General features: G+C 48.4%; 21 protein-coding genes. 11 read left to right on the top strand and 10 right to left on the bottom strand.

Annotated features, from left to right (window positions below; genetic code table 11):
- Nucleotides 1-29: 29 nt before the first annotated feature.
- From QU605_RS12625 to radC, 4 genes are all read right to left on the bottom strand, one after another.
- On the bottom strand, nt 30-881 hold the full coding sequence (locus QU605_RS12625; protein ID WP_289725685.1) for a hypothetical protein: 852 nt from the start codon (nt 879-881) through the stop codon (nt 30-32).
- 174 nt (nt 882-1,055) lie between these two features.
- Nucleotides 1,056-1,745 (bottom strand): YjjG family noncanonical pyrimidine nucleotidase, encoded by a 690-nt coding sequence (locus QU605_RS12620; protein ID WP_289725684.1) that lies wholly within the window; start codon nt 1,743-1,745, stop codon nt 1,056-1,058.
- Nucleotides 1,738-3,033, bottom strand: coding sequence for a polysaccharide deacetylase family protein (locus QU605_RS12615; RefSeq protein ID WP_289725683.1), 1,296 nt, complete (start codon nt 3,031-3,033; stop codon nt 1,738-1,740). The genes QU605_RS12620 and QU605_RS12615 overlap by 8 nt, the downstream gene beginning before the upstream one ends.
- Before the next feature lie 11 nt (nt 3,034-3,044).
- The gene (gene radC / locus QU605_RS12610; RefSeq protein WP_289725682.1) at nt 3,045-3,743 is read right to left on the bottom strand and encodes a RadC family protein; all 699 of its coding nucleotides are present in this window, start codon (nt 3,741-3,743) and stop codon (nt 3,045-3,047) included.
- Nucleotides 3,744-3,826: 83 nt separating this feature from the next.
- Here radC and QU605_RS12605 point away from each other — a divergent pair, with 83 nt between their 5' ends.
- The gene (locus tag QU605_RS12605) at nt 3,827-4,270 is read left to right on the top strand and encodes a DUF1569 domain-containing protein (protein ID WP_289725681.1); all 444 of its coding nucleotides are present in this window, start codon (nt 3,827-3,829) and stop codon (nt 4,268-4,270) included.
- 8 nt (nt 4,271-4,278) lie between these two features.
- Here QU605_RS12605 and QU605_RS12600 read toward each other — a convergent pair whose 3' ends face one another.
- Nucleotides 4,279-5,634 (bottom strand): UDP-N-acetylmuramate--L-alanine ligase, encoded by a 1,356-nt coding sequence (locus QU605_RS12600; protein WP_289725680.1) that lies wholly within the window; start codon nt 5,632-5,634, stop codon nt 4,279-4,281.
- A gap of 100 nt (nt 5,635-5,734) precedes the next feature.
- Here QU605_RS12600 and QU605_RS12595 point away from each other — a divergent pair, with 100 nt between their 5' ends.
- Entirely contained in the window at nt 5,735-6,052 is a 318-nt protein-coding gene (locus tag QU605_RS12595) for a cupin domain-containing protein (protein ID WP_289725679.1), read from the top strand.
- Between the two features lie 11 nt (nt 6,053-6,063).
- Nucleotides 6,064-6,849, top strand: coding sequence for an SDR family oxidoreductase (locus tag QU605_RS12590; RefSeq protein WP_289725678.1), 786 nt, complete (start codon nt 6,064-6,066; stop codon nt 6,847-6,849).
- Nucleotide 6,850: 1 nt separating this feature from the next.
- Here the strand turns inward: QU605_RS12590 and obgE are convergent, their stop codons facing one another.
- A complete protein-coding gene (gene obgE / locus QU605_RS12585) occupies nt 6,851-7,855 on the bottom strand; it encodes a GTPase ObgE (protein WP_289725677.1) in 1,005 nt (334 codons plus the stop codon).
- 33 nt (nt 7,856-7,888) lie between these two features.
- Nucleotides 7,889-9,004, bottom strand: a complete 1,116-nt coding sequence (locus tag QU605_RS12580) for an adenylate kinase (RefSeq protein ID WP_289725676.1) — start codon at nt 9,002-9,004, stop codon at nt 7,889-7,891.
- 122 nt (nt 9,005-9,126) lie between these two features.
- On the opposite strand from QU605_RS12580, the gene QU605_RS12575 reads away from it, so the two are divergent.
- The 3 genes from QU605_RS12575 (at nt 9,127) to QU605_RS12565 (ending at nt 12,881) form a co-directional block, all read left to right on the top strand.
- Nucleotides 9,127-10,293, top strand: a complete 1,167-nt coding sequence (locus tag QU605_RS12575) for a 5-(carboxyamino)imidazole ribonucleotide synthase (RefSeq protein ID WP_289725675.1) — start codon at nt 9,127-9,129, stop codon at nt 10,291-10,293.
- Nucleotides 10,290-10,787, top strand: a complete 498-nt coding sequence (gene purE, locus QU605_RS12570; protein WP_289725674.1) for a 5-(carboxyamino)imidazole ribonucleotide mutase — start codon at nt 10,290-10,292, stop codon at nt 10,785-10,787. Before QU605_RS12575 ends, purE begins: the two co-directional genes overlap by 4 nt.
- Nucleotides 10,788-10,850: 63 nt before the next feature.
- Complete coding sequence (locus tag QU605_RS12565; RefSeq protein WP_289725673.1) at nt 10,851-12,881, top strand: M3 family metallopeptidase; 2,031 nt, start codon at nt 10,851-10,853, stop codon at nt 12,879-12,881.
- Between the two features lie 29 nt (nt 12,882-12,910).
- Here the strand turns inward: QU605_RS12565 and QU605_RS12560 are convergent, their stop codons facing one another.
- The gene (locus tag QU605_RS12560; protein ID WP_289725672.1) at nt 12,911-13,267 is read right to left on the bottom strand and encodes a rhodanese-like domain-containing protein; all 357 of its coding nucleotides are present in this window, start codon (nt 13,265-13,267) and stop codon (nt 12,911-12,913) included.
- Nucleotides 13,268-13,329: 62 nt separating this feature from the next.
- Here QU605_RS12560 and QU605_RS12555 point away from each other — a divergent pair, with 62 nt between their 5' ends.
- On the top strand, nt 13,330-13,899 hold the full coding sequence (locus QU605_RS12555; RefSeq protein WP_289725671.1) for a sigma-70 family RNA polymerase sigma factor: 570 nt from the start codon (nt 13,330-13,332) through the stop codon (nt 13,897-13,899).
- A 1-nt stretch (nt 13,900) separates the two neighbouring features.
- Nucleotides 13,901-14,140 carry a hypothetical protein gene (locus tag QU605_RS12550; RefSeq protein WP_289725670.1) on the top strand — a complete coding sequence of 80 codons (240 nt, stop codon included), beginning with the start codon at nt 13,901-13,903 and terminating at the stop codon, nt 14,138-14,140.
- Here the strand turns inward: QU605_RS12550 and QU605_RS12545 are convergent.
- Nucleotides 14,137-14,955: a hypothetical protein gene (locus QU605_RS12545; protein WP_289725669.1), complete on the bottom strand. Its 819-nt coding sequence runs from the start codon at nt 14,953-14,955 to the stop codon at nt 14,137-14,139. The two genes, QU605_RS12550 and QU605_RS12545, sit on opposite strands and share 4 nt — an antisense overlap.
- 136 nt (nt 14,956-15,091) lie before the next feature.
- Here QU605_RS12545 and gcvP point away from each other — a divergent pair, with 136 nt between their 5' ends.
- The 3 genes from gcvP to QU605_RS12530 are packed head-to-tail and all read left to right on the top strand — an operon-like array spanning nt 15,092 to nt 19,407.
- Nucleotides 15,092-17,947, top strand: coding sequence for an aminomethyl-transferring glycine dehydrogenase (gene gcvP / locus QU605_RS12540; protein ID WP_289725668.1), 2,856 nt, complete (start codon nt 15,092-15,094; stop codon nt 17,945-17,947).
- 41 nt (nt 17,948-17,988) lie between these two features.
- On the top strand, nt 17,989-18,531 hold the full coding sequence (locus QU605_RS12535) for a methyltransferase (protein WP_289725667.1): 543 nt from the start codon (nt 17,989-17,991) through the stop codon (nt 18,529-18,531).
- Between the two features lie 12 nt (nt 18,532-18,543).
- Nucleotides 18,544-19,407: a glycosyltransferase family 2 protein gene (locus QU605_RS12530; protein ID WP_289725666.1), complete on the top strand. Its 864-nt coding sequence runs from the start codon at nt 18,544-18,546 to the stop codon at nt 19,405-19,407.
- On the opposite strand, the gene pafA is transcribed toward QU605_RS12530, so the two are convergent.
- Nucleotides 19,399-21,084, bottom strand: coding sequence for an alkaline phosphatase PafA (pafA, locus tag QU605_RS12525; protein ID WP_289725665.1), 1,686 nt, complete (start codon nt 21,082-21,084; stop codon nt 19,399-19,401). The two genes, QU605_RS12530 and pafA, sit on opposite strands and share 9 nt — an antisense overlap.
- Nucleotides 21,085-21,192: the final 108 nt, after the last annotated feature.

The raw sequence follows: 21,192 nt of genomic DNA, 5'->3' as shown, positions 1-21,192 counted from the left end.
CAAAAACGGTGGAAAGGTAAATACGAGCTTTAGAATTTCAATTTCAAGGGTTGCACCTCCGTTTTCCCATCCTTAAAGAATTCGTGCCACCACTGCCCGTCCTTTTTGTAAACCATACCCATGGGCGCATCGTCAATCGTGGCAATAAAAGTATCTTCCTGAGCGGTTTTAAGTAATTTCATGCGAACCCTGGGCGTGCTGTCTACGAGTTGGTAGCCATTCTCAGTGGGTTGTGCATACCAAATTTCCTCCCCGGCTTCACCCTGAACACCTACGGCAATCCCTGTAGCAGCAACCGCCCCGGTAGTAATCCCGGCAGCATTCCCATCCTGGGTGGGTTCCTGTACTGTTTCTTTTACTGCTGGTACGGCAGCAACCGCTGTAACTACAGTTTCTTCAGCAGGTTCAGGAGTCGCTTCCTGAGATTCCGTCGCTTTTGCCTCGGCAGCCTCCGATAGTTTATAAGCATAACCCAATTCCGTAAAGCTGAAAAATGCTTCGTTAATCGCCTGCCTGAAAGCAGTCTCGTATTCTTTTGATTTGCTTCGTCCCTCTGCCGATTCGTAAACGGTAACCCCATTACAGTCGCGCAGACCAAGGGTCACTTTGGTTGCAAGGAGCGATGAATTGTCAAGCAGTAAAACGCGAAGGCCCTTACAGGGATCTTCGGCCAGATCAGGGGTAATCTGATCGTCGTATATAGCCGTGAACCCGTTCTGTGTAAAGAGATGCTTGATCTGTGTACTGGTCCGGAATTGATTCTCATTTTTGAACCCATCGAACTTTTTGGGAACAACAATGTATTTGTATCCATCTAATTGAGCCTGCCCGGGAAGGGCAAACAGAACGATCAAACCAATAGTGCAAAAGAATTTTAACATGCTCTAAGTACCTTCATTAACGGGTCGAAGATAGTTCATTTAGCGCGAACCGTAAAGCGAAAAACCGGGTAGCAGGATGCCTATGCGGTTCGAATTCCCTGCCCAATACCCCACGAAAAGACCTGGCTTTTGAAAGCCGATGAGTGGGTTTGCCCCCGCATTATGAAAGAAATACTATAAGTAAATGCGTATTTGCTGAAGATTGAAAATCATTGGGCAGACCCCGTGCGAGGGTTCATCGTGAACATTAAAGTGAAGTGCCTGTAACCCCACGGCCCGGGCCCCTTGTATATCCGCTTCAAAATTATCCCCGATCATGACACCGGTTTCCGGTCTGATCCCGGTTACCTCAACCGCCATTTTAAAGATTCGCGGATCGGGTTTCTTTACACCCGCGCGGTCGGCATCGATAACCTCTGAAAAATAGTGATGGATTCCGCTGTTCTTAAGCTTACGAGCCTGTACTTCTTCAAAACCATTGGTAATGATGTGCATTTTATATGTCTTACTCAGGTATTGAAGGGTCTCCAGGCAATGGGGAATAAGGTGGGTATGGGTTGAAAGATTCTCGATATAAGCCAGCGACAGATGGTTGATTTGCGTATCGGATACCCCGATCCCCATCCGGTCAAAGACGGTTTTCAGGCGCTCATACCGCAGTTTTTCCTTGCTGATCCTTCCTTCCCGGTATGCCTTCCAGAACTCGAGGTTCAAAGGGGCATAAAACGCTAAAAATTCTTCAAGGGGGACCTTGACTTCAAAATCTTCAAACAACTGCTGGTACGTAAGCGCCGAATTCCTTTCAAAATCCCACAGCGTATGGTCCAGGTCGAAAAATATATCCGTAATGGGTCTTTTAAGCATGAAATCGTTTTAAAACCTTTTCGTAAAGCTTAAGCCAATCTATGGGCTGATCTCCTCCCAATAATTCATTTGAAAAAACTGCGATCATCCGTCCATTTACAGATTTCACCTTTTCGAATAAGGTATCCAGATCTTTTAAGATCTCTTGTACAGAGGAATACCGGGTCAGGGCATAATCGTGGAAAGCAAAGGGATAAATCTTTATGGGTTGCTGGGCTTCCAATGAAATATCATAGAAAAAGAATGGGAAACAGGTACTCGCTCTAAAACCGATCTCGTGGGTGTAGCCCAGGGAATAATCCCGGCTGAACTCCGCATCCACAAGGCTCCTGTATGTATTTGGAACCTCAACGCGATTGTAGCGCATCCTGGCGTAATTCACGGGACGGTGAATAACATCGGACAAGCGTCGTTTCTCATCTCTCAAGGTATCGGGTTCCTCAGCTGCGGCATAAGAAACACCCAAAGAAACGGTGCAATAGTCCGCCACCGATTTAATCAGATATTTGAATGCGTTGTTGTTGGGGGAAACGTTCTTATCGTACGTGGAATACTCCGCAAACTGAAAAAAGAACATGGTACGCGCTCCGTACTCCTGATCCAGGGCAAGGAGGCGGTCAAAATTATCGTAAGGGTCAAGGGCTGGATTTACCGATACCCTGAGTCGTTCCCAGATTCTTTTTAATTTCAATCGGGATACATCCAGAAGCAATCCGGCCATACCCCGGAAAACCCCCCGATGCGCATAACAGTGGGAAGTGGTCACATCAATGATGGGGGTGAATCGATACGGCTTCCGATCCGTTAGGATTTCAGGAAAACGCTCCCTGAGCTTCTCGAGCAGCTTATTGGCCCAGAGATCGACCAGAGGCAATCTCAGGAAATTCTTTTGAAAGGCCAGGCTTTCCGAGGGTGGAAAACGCCCATGCTGGTCGCGCACATGAGGCAGGTACTCTTCGTACCGGCTCAACAGGTAAAAAGACGCCGCAAGGATATCGAATGGAATAGTACTCCTGGGACCACTGGAAAAGAAACAGGGCAACTCATCCCAGGCCTCCAATTGGATGTCAATTTCTTCAATCCCTTTTTGAAAGAGCAAATCAGAACTCTGAATAAAAAACTCATTCTGAAGGGGTTGACGGGTATAGGTGATTTTCGGTCCCTTATGCTTGATAAAGTCCTCGACCTGTGTGGTATACCCAATCTCCACCCCGAGGATATGGGAAAATATTTGCCGGGTTATATAGGTAACCCTGGGTGTAATTTTATGGGTATAGATCAGCAGCACCTCAAAATGTGTTATAAGCGTTGTTCATCCGCAAAACTATAATATTCTGAGCCATGAACAATTAAATGATCGAGGAGCTTGATATCCATAAGGGCAGCTGCCTTCTCTGTCTTCCGGGTAATACTGATATCCGCCTTGCTCGGAAGCAGGTTGCCGGAAGGATGGTTATGCGCCAAAATAAGCCCCACCGCGCCGATTTCAAGGGCTTTCCTGAGAATGATCCGTACATCCACAAGGGTACTGGTCAATCCTCCTTTGCTGACCTGAAAGCGAAATTGGACCCGGTTCGCATTATTGAGATACAGGACCCAGAATTCTTCATGTGCCAAATCCGAAAAAAGCGGTTCTAACTGCGCAAAAGCGTCACCGCTCTGCCGAATGACCCGGGTTGCTGTCACCGGATTCTGGGTATACCTTCGTGCGAGTTCCAGAGCTGCGACAAGGGTGACGGCTTTCCCGGGACCTATTCCTTTATAGGTCATCAGCTGCTCAGCCGACATTCGGCCTATTGCCTTCAGGGGCTCAGCTGCCACTCCCAGAATGCGCCTTGCCAGAGAAAGCGCATCTTCCTTTTTTGAACCGGAACCCAACAGGATGGCCAGCAGTTCTGCATTGGAAAGACTTACCGCCCCTTTTTGAAGCAGACGCTCTCTGGGCCGTTCGGAAGCATTCCAGCTTTTAATCGATTTTGGCATTGTTCTGGGCGTCATATGTCATTTAGATACGAAAATTCCATGCAATTTTCCAGCGGGACTACTGCTGAAACCTTATTTTTATTGGAAATCGCCAAATTATGGAATCCCTTTTTGACACCGCAGCCTATACTCAAATCCTGGACCGCCTAGATAAACTTGAGGAAGGCATGACCCCCTTGTGGGGTAAGATGAGTGTTGGCCAGATGGCTTGGCATTGCCAGGTCCCACTGAGATTAGGAATAAAAAACAAGCTGTCCAAGAAGAAACCCAATCCCCTGATCAAACTGCTATTCAAAAAAAGCATGTACAGTGATAAACCCTGGCGTAAAAACCTGCCAACCTCCCCACTTGCGAAAGCAGAATCGCCCAAAGAACTCAATGCGGAATTGCCGGAACTGAGAAATCTTGTCAAGGAATTCCACTCCCTGAAAGATCGAAAAGAATGGAATCCCCATCCCTTGTTTGGGGCATTTACCCCTCAACAATGGGGACAAATGCAGTATAAACATCTGGACCACCACCTCTCGCAATTCGGGGTTTAATACCGGGGTTACCCGATTCGGGAAAGCAGTTTTTCCAGATCCAGCCCTCCGTAATTCCCGCTACTCATCAAGAGTAAGACCGTGGAATCCAGGGAAACCGCGTTTAAATGTGCTTCCAATTGATTTGCCCGGGTAAAGACCTGAAGTGTATCCCGCCCAAATGCCTCTTTAATATCATCTGGCTCAATTGGCTCCAGGCCTTTGACCGCCAGAGATTCCGGAACATAAAAGACGATGGCCTCATCTGCCCCCTTAAGACTGTCCCTGTATTGTGTTATAAAGGCGCTGTTCAGGCTACTGTAGGTGTGGAGTTCCAGACAGGCCACAAGTTTGTGATCCGGAAATTGCTCCCGAACCGCTGCCGTGGCCGCGCTTACTTTACTCGGTGCATGAGCGAAGTCTTTAAAGACAAAATTTCCTCCGCCCCGGGCGAGGAGTTCCAGACGCCTCGAGGCGCCCCTGAAACTACTCATAGCCTCATAAAAATCAATCTCGTCCACCCCCATTTGCTGACATATCCATTTGGCTCCGGCCATATTGCTCAGGTTATGGCGGCCAAATACCTGCAATGGCAATTCCCCCTCCGGGGTTTCCAGAAGCGTTATCCCATCAGCAAGGCGGTATTCGGGTGTTTTATAGGGAAATTTGCGGATTGGGGCATCCAATTCAGAAATCATTTTTTCAAGTACCTCATCCTCAGAATTATACGTAATGCTGCCTCCAGGGATAATGGTGTCCAGAAATATCTGGAATTGATCGGTATAGGCCTCAAAAGTCTTAAAGACATTGATATGATCCCAGGCGATACCACTCAGAAGGGCGATATTCGGCCTGTAGAGATGGAATTTTGGTCTCGGATCCAAAGCAGAAGAAAGGTATTCGTCTCCTTCCAGGACGATGAAATCGTTGGTTTCCGTAAGCTTTACCATCCGGTCAAAACCTTCGAGTTGTGCACCAACCATGAAATCCACGTCCCGATTCCAGTAATTCATCACATGGAGGATCATTGATGTAATGGTCGTCTTTCCGTGACTTCCTCCAATAACTACCCGGGTCTTTTCTTTTGCCTGTTCATAGATGAATTCGGGGTAGGAATACACCGGAAGATTTAATTCCCGTGCCCGCGCCAATTCGGGGTTATCTCCCTTGGCATGCATTCCCAGAATCACAGCATCCAGCTCGGGGCGAATCTTTTCGGGAAACCAGCCCTCAGAATCGGGCAACAGACCTGCAGTGTTCAGACGGGATTTTGACGGTTCAAAAATAACATCGTCACTCCCGGTGATTTGGTAGCCTTTATCGTGAAGTGCCAGGGCGAGGTTGTGCATCGCACTTCCTCCGATCGCAATAAAATGTAGTCGCATATGAAAAATAAAGTCAAAGATACACATCCTGAAACCCCAAAACCAGCGTCTCCCATTTGAGAAGTTTCCAGTACCTTAGACTACAGATAAAATTACACCTATGGATTATTCCCTCAATACGATTCCCGCTCGGGAAATTATTCCCGGGTTCCGGGGCAAACTGGTGCATGGGGCCGAAATGAGCCTGGTTTTCTGGGAGGTGGATTCAGGTTCTGAAGTACCTGAACACCATCATAAAAATGAACAGATCATGCATGTTATCGAAGGACGATTCGAATTTACACTGAACGGTGTGACCAGGGAATACACCCCTGGGGACATCGTCCTTATCCCAGCCAATGTCCCCCATAGCGGTAAGGCGCTGGAAGCGTGCCGGCTTATGGATGTTTTTAGCCCGGTTCGGGAAGAATACCGATAAAATCGTTTAAAATGCACGTATCATTAGAAGGAAAGCAAGCCCTGGTTGGAGGAAGCAGCAAGGGTATTGGGAGGGCAATAGCCCTTCAGTTGGCAGCCAGTGGCGCCAGCGTTACATTGGTAGCACGGAGTGAGACCCTTTTGAAAGAACTTAGCGATGAACTTCAGCAAAGTACAGGAAGAGTTCATCAGTATTTGGTGGCGGACTACACCGACCTGGCCGGGTACCAGACACTTATCGAAGGGTTTCTGGAGGAAAACCCCATGGACATCCTCATTAACAATACCCAGGGACCGCCGGCAGGCACGAGTCTGGAAATGACGATTGAGGACTATCAGCAGGCATTTGACCTGCTTTTTAAGACCGCTGTATTTACAACATTAAAAGCCCTTCCCCATATGCAAAAACAGGGCTGGGGGCGGATTATAAATATCGCTTCAGTTTCAGTTCGGGAACCCTTAAACTATCTGGCCCTCTCCAACAGTATCCGTTCGGGACTGGTAAGCTGGGCAAAAACCCTGGCCGGCGATGTAGGGCCTTTTGGAATTACCGTTAACTCAGTACTGACGGGGTATTTCAACACCGAACGCCTGCAGCAGCTCAACGATAAAAAAGCGGAAACTATGGGTGTTTCACCTGAGGAGGTTAGGGCGAAACTGATCGGGCAGGTCCCTGCCAGGCGCCTCGGCCGGCCCGAAGAATACGGGTATCTGGCGGCCTTCCTGGCATCGGATAAAGCGGCTTATCTCAATGGGGCTGCGATACCCCTGGATGGCGGACTTCTCCGCTCCTATTAAATCATTTGGTATTCAACATTTCCCAGAGCCGGTCTTTAAGTCCGGTCATTCCCAAACCTGAAACGGAAGAGATAAATACCGGGGTAACCCCAGGAAGTTCTTCCTTAAGCACGAGACTCATTTCGTCTATGAGCTCCTGATCGAGCATATCGGATTTGGAAATGGCGAGCAGTCGTTCCTTATCCATGAGTTCAGGATTGTATTTGCGTAACTCGTTCAGGAGGATATTGTATTCCTTCGAGACATCCTTGCTGTCTGCAGGCACCATAAAAAGCAATACGGCATTGCGCTCGATATGCCTCAGGAAATAATGGCCAAGCCCTTTGCCTTCAGCAGCCCCTTCGATGATACCGGGAATATCGGCGATTACAAAGCTGCGGAAATCGCGATATTTGACAATCCCCAAATTGGGTTTTAACGTTGTGAATTCATAATCGGCAATCTTGGGTTTTGCCGAGGTCAGGACCGAAAGCAGGGTAGATTTACCTGCATTTGGAAAGCCCACCAAACCGACGTCTGCAAGGAGCTTAAGTTCAAGGGTGACATTTGCCTCCACCCCCGGCAAACCAGGCTGGGCATATCGGGGTGTTTGGTTCGTGGAACTTTTGAAGTGCCAGTTGCCACGTCCGCCCAAACCACCGCGGGCCGGAATCTCCTGCTGCCCGTCCTCTGTAATTTCAAAAAGGATTTTACCGGATTCGGAATCGCGTACTACGGTGCCCAAGGGAACATCTATGATCACATCATCTCCATCGGCCCCGGTGCTGCGCTGCTTACCCCCATGACCCCCGTGTCCAGCATTAAAATGCCTTTTGAATTTAAAATTCAGCAGGGTCCAAAGGTTTTTGTCACCGCGAATGATTACATGTCCTCCGCGACCTCCGTCTCCACCATCCGGTCCCCCTTTGGCCACGAATTTCTCACGTCTGAGATGCGTAGAACCCGCTCCCCCATTTCCAGAAGAAATATGGATTTTGACATAATCGACAAAGTTACCTTCGGTCATGATCTGTCTTTAAACTGAATTTTATTCAGGGATTCAGAGTCCGTCAATCACCCGTCCAAGGCGATCGATAATCTCATGGATCTCCCCTACCCCATTGATACTATGGAATTTCCCCTGGTCCTGATAGAAAGATTTAAGGGGGGCTGTCTTCTGATTGTATTCCTCGAAGCGATTTCGGATTTTGGATTCGTCCTGGTCATCGGACCTTCCGCTGACCTTGCCACGCTCCAGCAAGCGCTGTATAAGGATTTCATCATCGGCTTCCAAAGCGATCGTGGCGTCGATCTGCATATCTCTCGAACTGAGAAACTGATCGAGGGCATCGGCCTGAGCTGTAGTTCGCGGAAAGCCGTCAAAAATAAAGCCTGGTGCATCACTGGCCTTTTCCACCTCGTCCTGCAACATCTTAATGGTCACCTCATCGGGCACCAAATCGCCCTTATCGATATATGACTTGGCAAGCTTTCCAAGAGGTGTATCGTTTTTAATATTGTACCGGAATACATCTCCTGTGGAAATGTGAATGAGTCCGTATTTCTCTTTAAGAAAAGCCGCCTGGGTACCTTTCCCAGCCCCGGGTTTTCCAAATAGCACTAAATTAATCATCAATGGTTTATTTATGTGATAGACATCCCTGAGGTTTCGACCGTGTTCTTTGTAATCCAAACCGTATCCGACGATGAAGGTATCCGGAATCTCCATCCCGAAATAATCGATCTGATACTCTCCATTGTAGACCTCTGATTTGTAAAAGAGCGTTGCAATCCGAAAGTCCTTTACATTTTTATTGGAAAACATATGGACGAGCTCCTGCAGGGTCCTCCCTGTATCTACAATGTCCTCCAGGATAATTACATGTTTTCCATCCACGTGGTCCGGAAGGTCGAGCAGGGTTTCCACGATCCCGGTTGAAGTGAGCCCCTTGTAAGAACCCAATTTGACAAAGGTGACCTCACAAGGATAAGGATAACACTTCAGGAAATCGGAAACGAACATAAAGGCCCCGTTCAGAACCCCTACAAAAACAGGAACCTCATCCTTGTAATCCCTGGCAATTTGGTCCGCTATATTCTGAACGGCCTGAAGAATTTCAGCTTCAGGTAAAAAGCGCTCAAACCGCCTTCCTAAAAGGCTTACCGATCTTTCCATAGTCACTTGAAGTGCGAATATAGTGTTTTGATTTTTCTTTTTGGACGGGGGCCTGTGCTTTCTGAGATTTAGCCGTATTTTTGCGTAAGCCATACTCCAAAGAACCCTTATGGCACCGTATTATGGAATATTTTTCGACCGACTTTACCCTAGGAATTCTGGGAGGTGGGCAGCTTGGTAAAATGCTGCTTTACGAAACGCGGAAATGGGACATTCGAACCCGGGTTTTGGACCCTTCTCCTGAGGCCCCGGCCAGACTTGCCTGCAATGAATTTGTCCAGGGGGACCTGATGGACTATCAAACCGTATTCGATTTTGCCAAGGATCTGGATCTGCTGACCATAGAAATTGAAAACGTAAATGTCGAGGCCCTGGAAGACCTGGAGAAAAAGGGCGTCCGGGTATATCCCTCTTCAGAAACTCTGAAAACCATACAGAATAAGGGGCGGCAAAAATTATTCTACCGGGATTCAGGCATTCCAACAGCCGGTTTCAGCAGGTTTGCATACACGAGTGAAATTCAGGACAGTGTTGAGAATGGAGGCATCACCTTTCCTTTTGTCTGGAAGAGCGCCCGGTTTGGATATGATGGACAGGGGGTAAAAATAGTCCGCAACAGGGAAGACCTCACTTCCCTGGCCAATGTGGAGTGTATTGCAGAGGAATTGATTCCGTTTGAAAACGAGCTTGCGGTTGTAGTCGCAAGGAATTCCGAAGGTGAAACCCGGACGTATCCGGTCGTGGAAATGGAATTCCACCCGGAAGCCAATCAGGTGGAATACGTTCTATGTCCCGCAAGAATACCCGAAGAAGTCGGGCTCAGGGCTCAGGAAGTTGCGCTTATGGTTTCTCAAAAGCTGGGTCATGTAGGTTTACTTGCCGTGGAACTGTTTCGTACCAGGGAGGACACCATTCTGGTAAACGAAGTTGCCCCAAGACCACACAATAGCGGTCATTACAGCATTGAAGGGAGTTATACAAACCAATTCGAGCAACACCTCAGGGCGATCCTCGGACTGCCACTTGGCAGAACAGACAGCAAGGTTTCCGCAGTCATGGTGAACCTTGTGGGCGCAGAAGGATTTGAAGGTCAGGTACATTATCGCGGGTTGGAAGACATTCTTAAGCTCCCCGGAGTTACCCCTCATATCTACGGTAAAAAACAGACTCGGCCTTTTCGGAAAATGGGGCACGTAACCATAGTGGACCCGAATATCGACATGGCCAGAGACCGGGCCAAATTGGTAAAAGAAAATATAGCAGTTGTATCAAAGCACAAAATATCATGAATAAAGTAGCCGTGGTAATGGGAAGTACCAGTGATCTTCCCGTCATGCAGGAGGCCATTGACATCCTGAAATCATTTGATATAGAAACCGTCGTGGACATCGTTTCTGCGCACAGAACACCAGACAAACTGGCTGATTTTGGAAAATCAGCCCACAAGGAAGGTATCGCCGTGATTATTGCGGGTGCTGGTGGCGCCGCCCATCTGCCCGGAATGCTCGCCGCCTATTCCCCCCTTCCCGTTATCGGGGTACCTGTAAAGAGCAGTAATTCCATCGATGGCTGGGATTCCGTGTTGTCGATTCTCCAAATGCCCGGAGGTGTTCCCGTGGCTACCGTAGCGCTCAATGGAGCCAAAAACGCAGGCATTCTCGCCGCCCAGATCCTGGGAAGTCAGCACGAACACATCCTCAAAAAGGTACAGGCCTACAAAAGCAACTTACAGGATAAAGTAACCCAGGGAGCCCGGGAAGTACAATCCCGCTTCAATTCCTGAAGGCACAACCGTTATCCGCACGACACGTTTATTCAAAGTATTCTACGATAATTCATGCCCAACATGCGCAATCCTTTACTGGAACCTTTTGATCTCACCCCTTTTGCAGAACTGAAAACCGAACACTTCAAACCTGCATTTGAGAAAGCCTTGCAGCAGGCGCGGGAAGAGATTGATGCTATTTCGAACAGTGAAACCCCTCCTACATTTGAGAATACGATAGAGGCCCTGGACTATGCCGGCTATCCCTTAGAACGGATTTCAAGTGTGTTTTTTAATCTTAATTCCGCGGAAACCAACCCGGAAATCCAGGCGTTAGCCCAGGAGATTTCCCCTATGCTGGCTGCTTTCAGCAACGACATCACCCTGAATGAGAATCTCTTTAAAAGGGTACAGGCTGTCCATGAAACTACGGACGCCAAACTTCTGAGCCCAGAACAGCAGATGCTGCTCACAAAAAAGTTTAAACATTTTCAGCGTAATGGAGCCCTGCTATCCGCCCCCGAAAAAGAGGAGCTTCGGGCTATCGACAATTCGCTCTCTAAACTAAAACTGACTTTCGGAGAGCACGTACTGGAGGAAACCCAGAAGTTCAAATTGCATCTTACCGACGCAGGAGATCTGGACGGTATTCCCGAACCGGCGAAAGAGGCTGCGCGCATGCTCGCAGAATCTGAGGGTAAAAAAGGTTGGATTTTCACACTGGACTATCCGAGCTACCTGCCTTTTATGAAATATGCTACGAACAGGGGGTTGCGAAAAAAAATGGCACTTGCTTTCGGAAGCCGGGCATTTCACGGAGATGAACTGGATAACCGGGAAGTCCTTATTAAAATCGCCTCCCTGAGACAACAGCGGGCTCGGTTGCTGGGGTATGAAAATCACGCGGAGTTCGTCCTGGAAGAACGGATGGCGAAATCTCCTCTGGCAGTACAGAAGTTTCTGGCCGATTTGCTCGAAAAAGCACTTCCTGCCGCGAGGCGCGAAATGGAGGAACTCACCGAATACGCCCGTAAAACGGATGAAATCAAAAGCCTTGAGAAATGGGATAGCGCTTTCTATTCCGAAAAACTCAAAAAGGAAAAGTTTGACCTGGACGAGTCCGAGCTCAAACCCTACTTTGAGTTAAACAGCGTGTTAAAGGGTATGTTTGAAATCGCTGGAAACCTCTTCGGACTTTACTTCAAAAAGGATACGGACATCGAGACGTACCACGAGGAAGTACAGGCATTCCGGGTTACCGATGAATCAGGAGCTCCCATGGCGATTTTTTATGCCGACTTCCACCCCCGGCCTGGAAAAAGAGCCGGGGCCTGGATGACCTCCTACAAACCGCAATTCCGGAAACATGAGAAAAATGAAAGACCTCATATTTCAATAGTGTGCAATTTTACCCGTCCGACAAAAAACACCCCTTCCCTGCTCACCTTTAACGAGGTGACCACATTATTCCACGAATTCGGGCATGCCCTGCACGGCATGCTTGCGGACAGCACCTATCCCAGTCTGTCGGGAACATCAGTGTACTGGGATTTTGTAGAACTCCCCAGTCAGGTGATGGAGAACTGGTGCTATGAGCCGGAGGCCCTTTCCCTCTTTGCGCGTCACCATGAGACCGGAGAAGTGATTCCGGAACTTCTCGTAGCGCGTATCCGGGCCAGTTCCAATTTCCTGGAAGGCATTGCCACCGTACGCCAGCTGAGTTTTGGAATGCTGGATATGGCCTGGCACGCAACGGATCCCAGCGAAATTTCTGACGTTAAGTCTTATGAAAATCAGGCGTTTGGAGATACCATGCTTTTTCCCGATCATCCAGAGACCTGTATGAGCACCTCTTTTTCGCATATCTTTCAAGGGGGCTATTCTGCAGGATACTACAGCTACAAATGGGCAGAAGTCCTCGATGCAGATGCGTTTTCGTATTTCTCGGAAAAAGGGATCTTCAATCGGGAGGTGGCAGATAAATTCAAGGAATTTATCCTTTCAAAAGGCGGCACGGAAGACCCCATGGATTTATACATCAGGTTCAGGGGTCGAAAACCTGATCCAGAGGCCCTCTTAAAAAGGGCAGGTCTTGTAGGCACTTCTTCATAAACACCTTTAGAAAGGCTCCAGAGCCAGCCCTATTCTGGCGTATCGCTGAGGGCATCCCAACCCCCGGTCAGATCAACTACGTTGTAACCCAGCGAATCAAGAACATGGGCAGCCATGGCACTCCGACCCCCTTTTTTGCAATAGAGGTATACCTTCCCCTTTTTTGGAATGGTATCCCAGGAACGGATAAAATCCTCTGACATCCAATCGATATTTACGGCATCTTCAAAATGCCCTTCTGAAAACTCCCCCGGAGTTCTCACATCGATCAGCAGGTCGCTGGCACTGAGATCCTGCTCCGAAAACTCAGTGATGTCCATTTGTTTTTTTTGTTCACAGGAAAAAATCAGGAAAGTAAAAATCAAGAGGTAAAGGATCTTTTTCATGACGACGTATCTATTGACCCTAAAGATAAATCTATTCTTCAAAAATCCCTTACTTTACAGATGTGGATTCAGAGGATAAAAAAACAAAGCTAAATCCGGAAAGCTGGGTAGACCGATACGCTGATTATCTCTTCAATTACACCATATCGCGGGTTGGATCGGAAGAAGCCGCCAAAGACATCCTCCAGGATACCTTTGTTGCCGCTTTGCAGGCTTCCGGGAGATTTAAAGGAGATGCTGCTGAACGCACCTGGCTGGTTGCCATCCTCAAACATAAGATTATCGACTACTATCGAAAATCCAACACCTTGAAAGCAAAGTCTGAAGTGCCGCTGGCCTACGATTATACGTCAGACGGAGAACTCCCGGAGCGACAAATCGCAGATCCGCTCAGCATTGGGGAAAACGACCAGATTGAGAATGTGGAGTTGGGTATGGCCATAGAAGAATGTTTATCCCAGATTCCTGAAAAGCACGCTCAGGTCTTCTCTCTGAAAACGATTGAAAACTGGAATACAGAAGACATTTGTAAAGAATTGAATATTTCACCGTCTAACTTATGGGTTATGGTACACAGGGCCCGTACTGCCCTAATGGATTGCCTGAATACCCAATGGTTTAAAAATCCCTGAGATGATATCTTGTGAAAAGGCCGCGTTAATCTGTAGTAAAACCCAGTATCGGGAGGCCGGACTGTGGGAGCAGTTTCAGCTTCGGATGCATTTATTCATCTGTAAGACCTGTACTGAATTCTCCAGGCGCAACGCGAAACTCACTGAACTTTGTTCAAAAGCTTCCGTGAAAACACTTACCCGGGAAGAAAAATACGATCTCAAAATTCGCCTGAAAAAAGAAGGCGACACGAAATCCTAGAGCTGAAAAAGAAGTAACAATCCAAGGGCGGCCAGCGGAATACCTTCCACCCAGAACGAAGCGTAATACGAAGGTTGTTTATCGGAAGCCCGGACTATGGATAGTGCCATCAGGAAGGCTATCGCAATCTTACAGGCGAATTCCCCTTTTGCCGGAGCATCCTTGAAGAAGGTGGCAAGTGCAAAAAGTGTTGCCGCTACCCAAGTAATCCGATATGTGTTACGAAGACCAAATCGCTGCGGGATAGACCGCATTTCGGGCGGATCCGCATGCATATCGCGAATTTCAAAGGGGATCATCAACAGAAAAACCCAGATCATGCGCTGAAGGCTCTCCACGCCCATGTCCCAGCTGAAATTATGCGTTTTGCTCCATAAAGGGGCCCAAACGCTGAGAATGGTCCACACCAGGGCCACAAGAAAAACCTTCAAGATTCCATAACTCCGCAGGTTCACCCCGCCGGGTCGCAAAGGGAAGGTGTACAAAGCAGTTATCAATACGGCAATGATCAACAAAACCCTGGTCTGAAGGGCAAGATGAATAAAAAAGTAGCCCGCCAGAAGAAGGCTCAGAAGACTCAGAAAGATCAGGATTTTTCCGCCCCCTGAAGCCCACATTCGTGTCGTTCCGGGATCAAAGCCATATTTAATGATATTATACCCGGCAATACTTCCAAATAAAAGGGCGAGAATGTAGTCCCCGGAAACTTCGACCTCAAAAATGAGACCGGTAAACCAGACCATGCCAAGAAGGCAGAGCGAAACGTGAATACTCGCTTTGATATACCACTTAAAAACCATCCTGAGCAACCCCACTCCGCAAAGGTAGCCAAAGTGTTAATAAGCCTTTGGATTCGTTAAAAAGTTTCGGGTTTTGCAGCTTTGAAAAAGCAGGAAGAATCCGAGAATAATAGTTAATTTTGTGCATCCTAAAAGCGCTAGACATTTTGCTATGAAAACAGATCAGTTTGCTTCCCGTCATCTGGGCATTCGAACCCGTGACCTTCCCTTAATGCTTGACACCATTGGAGTGGAAAGCCTGGACACGCTTATAGACGAAACCGTACCGGATGACATTCGCCTTAAGTCCCCAATGAATTTGGATGCGCCCCTTACCGAATTTGAATTTTTGGAGCACATTCGTGAACTCGCTTCTGAAAACCAGATTTATAAAACCTATATCGGCCTTGGGTACCATGCCTGCATTACACCTTCGGTGATAAAAAGGAACATCCTTGAGAACCCGGGATGGTATACGGCCTACACGCCATACCAGGCTGAAATCGCGCAAGGCAGGCTGGAAGCCCTGATTAATTTTCAAACAATGGTCAGTGACCTGACGGGTATGGAATTGGCCAATGCCTCCCTTTTGGATGAGAGCACCGCCGCAGCCGAGGCAATGACCATGTTATTCGACCTGAGAAGCCGGAATCAGAAAAAAAACAACTGCCTGAAGTTTTTTGTAGATCAAGGCGTTTTACCACAGAATCTGGCCTTGTTGCAGACCCGGTCCGAACCCCTGAAAATCGAGTTGGTCATTGGTGATCCTGAGGAAGCCAACCTGGATGAGTCCTTTTTCGGAGCAATACTCCAGTATCCGGGAGCAGACGGTGCAATCACGGATCATCGGGCATTTATAGAACGGGCACACGGCCTGGAGATGAAAGTAGCCGTTGCGGCAGACCTTATGAGCCTTTGCTTGCTTCGCCCTCCGGGTGAAATGGGAGCAGATGTCGTAGTGGGTACGACCCAGCGCTTTGGAATACCCCTGGGTTACGGGGGTCCCCATGCTGCTTATTTCGCTACCCGCGAAGATTACAAGCGGAGTATCCCGGGACGGATAATCGGGATGAGTAAGGATGTGGACGGGAAGCCCGCTATGAGGATGGCCTTACAAACCCGCGAACAACACATCAAAAGAGACAAAGCGACTTCGAATATATGCACGGCTCAGGTTTTACTCGCCGTTATGGCGGGGGCCTACGCGGTCTATCATGGTCCCGAAGGCCTGAAGGCCATTGCAACCCGAATTCACAAGGCTGCGATAACTCTGGCGGAGGGCCTCAGCGCATTGGGAATTGGCTTGCGCAATGATGCGTATTTCGACACACTTCACCTGGAGTTTCCGGCAATGGAGGTCCGTGCACTGGCCGAGGAAGCCGGCATCAATTTCTACTACAAAAACGACCAGGAAATCCTGATTTCCCTGAATGAAACTACAAGCCTGGCCGATGTAATGGATATCCTGCGGGTCTTTGCCAGGGCTTTAGATTCGGCGGCCGTTCCCATTGTGGAATGGAGCAAGAATACGGCCTTGCCCGAAGGTCTGATTCGGGAATCCGGATTTATGGAGCAGCAGGTTTTTAATCGCTATCATTCGGAAACTGAATTGATGCGCTACCTGAAAAAATTGGAGCGAAAGGACCTCGCCCTCAACCAATCGATGATATCTCTTGGGTCCTGTACCATGAAATTAAATGCGGCATCAGAGATGTTGCCCCTCAGCATGCCTGAGTGGAGCAATATACATCCCTTTGTTCCGGTAGAACAAGCCGCGGGATACCATCGGATGCTTCGGAAACTGGAAGAAGAACTAACTGAAATCACCGGGTTTGCAGCCACCTCCCTGCAACCAAATTCGGGAGCTCAGGGAGAATACTCAGGCCTAATGCTTATACGGGCCTATCACGAGTCGAGAGGTGAAGGCCACAGGGATATATGTATCATTCCAGCTTCTGCTCACGGAACGAACCCTGCCTCGGCCGTTATGGCTGGTATGAAGGTAGTCGTAACCAAGACAGACGAAAAAGGCAATATCGACCTCTCGGATCTGGAAGAGAAAGTGCAGGCGCATAGCGCGAACCTCGCCGCTCTTATGGTAACCTACCCTTCCACCCATGGTGTTTTTGAATCGGCGATCCGGCAGATTACGGAACTGATCCATAAACACGGGGGTCAGGTGTATATGGACGGAGCGAATATGAACGCCCAGGTAGGGCTTACCAATCCGGCTACTATCGGGGCAGATGTATGTCATTTAAACCTGCATAAAACATTTGCCATTCCCCATGGGGGTGGTGGCCCGGGGGTTGGTCCGATCTGTGTGGCCCCCCAGCTCGTGGAATTCCTGCCTGGAAACCCGGTGATCCGCACCGGTGGTGAAAATGCCATCCCGGCCATTTCTGCAGCCCCTTGGGGTAGTGCACTGGTTTGCCTGATCTCTTATGGCTATATAAGAATGCTCGGGAATGAAGGATTGACCAATGCCACCCGAATCGCTATCCTCAATGCCAACTACATTGCAGCGCGTCTCAAGGGTGCATATCCCATTCTCTATTCAGGGGAAAAAGGTCGGGCAGCACACGAAATGATTATCGATTGTCGTCCGTTTAAGAAACTGGGGATAGAGGTAACCGATATCGCCAAAAGGCTCATCGATTATGGTTTCCACGCCCCCACAGTTTCCTTTCCTGTGGCAGGTACGATGATGATTGAACCCACCGAAAGTGAGAATCTCGAAGAACTGGACCGTTTCTGTGATGCCCTCTTATCCATCCGGAAGGAGATCGAATCTTCTACAGAGGACAACCCTAATCTCGTTCTTAAAAATGCCCCGCATACGCTGGAGATGGTCACTTCGGATTCCTGGGAATTCCCATACAGCCGGAAAGAAGCAGCCTTCCCGCTATCCTACATAGGAGAGAACAAATTCTGGCCTGCAGTCAGAAGGGTTGATGACGCTTACGGCGACCGAAACCTCATCTGCAGCTGTGAACCTATTGAGGCATATGCAGAGATGGAACACTAAATCAAAGGCCTGTGAAAACAGGCCTTTTTAAATGCTAAAAAATGTACGCTCACTACCCTGAGAAGCGATATCGGCTCACCCTGGATTTCCTTAAAAAACACATTTCCACAGAGGAGAAAATACTGGATTTGGGTGTTCCCAATCCGTTTTCCGAAATTATGAAAGCGGAGGGATATCTGGTTGAAAACACCGGAGGTGAAGACCTGGATATCGAAATGGATGCCATAGGAAAGACAGACGCCTCGGTAGTTACGGCTTTTGAAATCCTGGAACACCTCGTGGCACCTTTCAACGTTCTCAGAGCGATTCCCTCCGATAAAATTCTGGCGAGTATTCCACTCAAACTCTGGTTTGCTTCCGCCTATCAGTCGAAAACAGATCCCTGGGACCGCCATTACCATGAATTCGAAGACTGGCAATTTGACTGGCTGTTGCAAAAAGCAGGCTGGGAAATTAAAGACAGCATGCAATGGGCACACCCCGTGGGTAAATTCGGACTGAGGCCATTGCTAAGGCGCTTCACGCCCAGGTATTATCTCGTCTATGCAGAGCGCTTACAAAACCCGGGGTCAGATCAAAAATAACAACCCAAAATCATGAAGCAGGAAACGACCCGATTGCTCATCGTAATGCCTGCCCATAACGAGGCTGAAAATATTATTTCCTGCCTCGAATCCTTTGTGCAACAAACCCGCACACCTGATGAACTTCGCATCGTCGATGACAATAGCACTGATAATACCGCTTCCCTGATTGCAGAATTTGCAAGGGCATATCCCTGGATAAAACTCATCAGGCGAACCTCTTCCGAAGCCCATATCCCCGGAGCGAAGGTAATCGGCGCCTTTACTTCCGGTCTGGGAGAAGACTGGGATTCCTTTGATTTTATCGGCAAATTCGACGCCGATATCATTTTACCGCCGACCTATTTTGAAGTCCTTCTCAATACACTGATGAAAAGCCCAAAAGTTGGGGTTTGTTCGGGGTTACTGTATGTTCAAAAACAGGGAGGCTGGGTTTATGAAGCCATTGCAAATACGGATCATGTGAGGGGTCCGATTAAACTTTATTCCAGGGCTTGTTTTGAGGCCATTGGAGGGCTCCGACCTTATATTGGCTGGGATTCGGCAGATGTCCTGCTCGCCAGATATCGGGGATTTGAAGTTGTGACATTGCCTGAATTGAAGGTAAAGCATCTTCGTCCTACAGGCACCGGGTACTCCGCCCAAAATGCCCGTTTTCAGGGCAAAGCTCTATACCATCTGAATCAAGGATGGCTCCTCAGTCTTATCGCCGCATCAAAAATGGGGATCAAAAGGCGAAAAGCCTCCCTGCCCTGGCACGCCATGAAGGCATACCTCCAGGAATTCAAACAAAGGGCTCCCAGAATGCTCAGTCAGGAGGAGGGCCGGTTTGCCCGAAACTACAGATGGAAACAGATCTTCAGCCGCCTATTTTAATACCTCCTCAATTGGGGTTCCCGTGGATCCGTTTGGAAATGCGATTCCAAGCATAACCGCCAGGGTGGGTGCAATATCACGGATATAGGTCGGCCGTGTAATACTGCCCTTTCTGAACCCTTTCCCATAGAAAATAAGGGGGACATGTGTATCGTAAATGAATGGGGAACCATGAGTTGTACCGGTTTTGGAATAATCGGTATGGGCTGGCATGGGGACGAGAATCACATCCCCGGAACGCTTCTGGTTGAATCCGTTTTGGAGGATGGCGGGAATCCCCTCTGTATATTCTGCACTCCGCATTTGCCCGGCGGTATAAACTCTGAAGACACCGTCATACCTCAGCAATTCCTCTGCCAGGCGTTCCCGGACCCGTTCCGGCTCAAGTTCCAGGTTGCGCATCAAGTTGTGATCCAGGAAGAGTTGGTTGTTCGAAAATGACTTGACCAAATCGCTGGTTCCGTAGGTGAAAGACAGGAACTCCGACAATTGTTTGTTCATTGCTGCCTTGTCCAAATATCCTGCAGGAATTCTTGAATCGGAGAGATAGGCGGGAACGGGCACCACCCCGTGATCCGCGGTGAGAAATACGGCATAGGCTCCTTCGCCAACCTTTCGATCCAATTCCTTTAGCAAACGCTCAATATCGGCATCCAAGCGGATATAGGTATCCTGAATTTCCTTCGAATTCACCCCGTATTTATGCCCGACATAGTCCGTACTCGAAAAACTGATCGCAAGAAAGTCTGTAATCTCGTCAGCCCCCAGGTCTTCCTGTTCTATAGCTTCAAGGGCAAAATCCGTAGTCAGGCTATTTCCAAAAGGTGTCGCTTTGATCAACTCATACATCCCGTTGGTCGCCCAAAGTGCCGGCAGGTCGTGTGGAAAAACAGGAGCTTTCTCTCCCTGAAAAAGACCTTCATAAGGGACGTTATCAGGCCCGCTTTCCACATATGTATCGGGTTTATGGCTTAGTTTCCATATTTTTTTGTAATTCTCGGCCGCATCCGAAGCATTGAATTCCTGTACCCAGGCCGGTAAATTTTCCATATAGTATGAACTGCTGATCCAATTCCCGGTATCCCCCCCTTCAAACCAGTAGGCTGCATTCGCCGTATGCCCCCCCGGAATGACAGAACCCCGGTCCTTTATGGCTACCGCGATCACTTTAGAACGCATATGGTAATGCAGGCGAAGCTGATCTGTAATGGTAGTGACCGTCATCCGATGGGGAGAATGCTGACCGGAACTCTTAGCTGTTCCAACGGATTTCTGGCTGGGATCCCCAACACAATACACCCCGGAATCCGCCTGTTTGTCATACCAGCTATTCCCGATAATCCCATGAACGCTGGGCGTGGTTCCCGTATACACAGAGGCGTGGCCCGGCCCTGTACTCGTAGGGGCATACCCAAAATGATGATTCCTGCTTAGAAACCCTTCTTCCACGAGTCGCTTAAATCCATTTTTTTTATAGTGCGGCCAGAATCGGGTCAGGTAGTCATAGCGCATCTGATCTACCACGATCCCAACGACAAGACGTGGTGGATCCTCAAAAACACTTTCGTTTGAAGTTGATTCACGCTCCCGGATACTCACCTGGGATTGCAGAGCCAGGAAGCAGCCCAGAAAGAAGACGGTCAACACACCTCTTAAGAAGTTCAATTTCGGACTCATAAATCGATATTTACATCCAAAAATACATATTAAACAAGATGATAAAAGCCTGTCGGGTCAAATGAGTGTGAATATTGTTATTTTTACGGGATAAGGGTTAAATCAATT

The sequence above is a fragment of the Robiginitalea aurantiaca genome (genome assembly GCF_030380815.1).
Taxonomy (GTDB): domain Bacteria; phylum Bacteroidota; class Bacteroidia; order Flavobacteriales; family Flavobacteriaceae; genus Robiginitalea; species Robiginitalea aurantiaca.
Note: the sequence above shows the minus strand (reverse complement) of the source record. Positions and strands in the feature narration are given on the sequence as shown.

Bases quoted from the DNA above. Each gene is read 5' to 3' on its own strand.
- QU605_RS12625 (WP_289725685.1), bottom strand. From the start codon at position 881: ATGTTAAAATTCTTTTGCACTATTGGTTTGATCGTTCTGTTTGCCCTT.
- QU605_RS12620 (WP_289725684.1), bottom strand. From the start codon at position 1,745: ATGCTTAAAAGACCCATTACGGATATATTTTTCGACCTGGACCATACG.
- radC (WP_289725682.1), bottom strand. From the start codon at position 3,743: ATGACGCCCAGAACAATGCCAAAATCGATTAAAAGCTGGAATGCTTCC.
- QU605_RS12605 (WP_289725681.1), top strand. From the start codon at position 3,827: ATGGAATCCCTTTTTGACACCGCAGCCTATACTCAAATCCTGGACCGC.
- QU605_RS12600 (WP_289725680.1), bottom strand. From the start codon at position 5,634: ATGCGACTACATTTTATTGCGATCGGAGGAAGTGCGATGCACAACCTC.
- QU605_RS12595 (WP_289725679.1), top strand. From the start codon at position 5,735: ATGGATTATTCCCTCAATACGATTCCCGCTCGGGAAATTATTCCCGGG.
- QU605_RS12590 (WP_289725678.1), top strand. From the start codon at position 6,064: ATGCACGTATCATTAGAAGGAAAGCAAGCCCTGGTTGGAGGAAGCAGC.
- obgE (WP_289725677.1), bottom strand. From the start codon at position 7,855: ATGACCGAAGGTAACTTTGTCGATTATGTCAAAATCCATATTTCTTCT.
- QU605_RS12580 (WP_289725676.1), bottom strand. From the start codon at position 9,004: ATGGAAAGATCGGTAAGCCTTTTAGGAAGGCGGTTTGAGCGCTTTTTA.
- QU605_RS12575 (WP_289725675.1), top strand. From the start codon at position 9,127: ATGGAATATTTTTCGACCGACTTTACCCTAGGAATTCTGGGAGGTGGG.
- purE (WP_289725674.1), top strand. From the start codon at position 10,290: ATGAATAAAGTAGCCGTGGTAATGGGAAGTACCAGTGATCTTCCCGTC.
- QU605_RS12565 (WP_289725673.1), top strand. From the start codon at position 10,851: ATGCGCAATCCTTTACTGGAACCTTTTGATCTCACCCCTTTTGCAGAA.
- QU605_RS12560 (WP_289725672.1), bottom strand. From the start codon at position 13,267: ATGAAAAAGATCCTTTACCTCTTGATTTTTACTTTCCTGATTTTTTCC.
- QU605_RS12550 (WP_289725670.1), top strand. From the start codon at position 13,901: ATGATATCTTGTGAAAAGGCCGCGTTAATCTGTAGTAAAACCCAGTAT.
- gcvP (WP_289725668.1), top strand. From the start codon at position 15,092: ATGAAAACAGATCAGTTTGCTTCCCGTCATCTGGGCATTCGAACCCGT.
- QU605_RS12535 (WP_289725667.1), top strand. From the start codon at position 17,989: ATGTACGCTCACTACCCTGAGAAGCGATATCGGCTCACCCTGGATTTC.
- QU605_RS12530 (WP_289725666.1), top strand. From the start codon at position 18,544: ATGAAGCAGGAAACGACCCGATTGCTCATCGTAATGCCTGCCCATAAC.
- pafA (WP_289725665.1), bottom strand. From the start codon at position 21,084: ATGAGTCCGAAATTGAACTTCTTAAGAGGTGTGTTGACCGTCTTCTTT.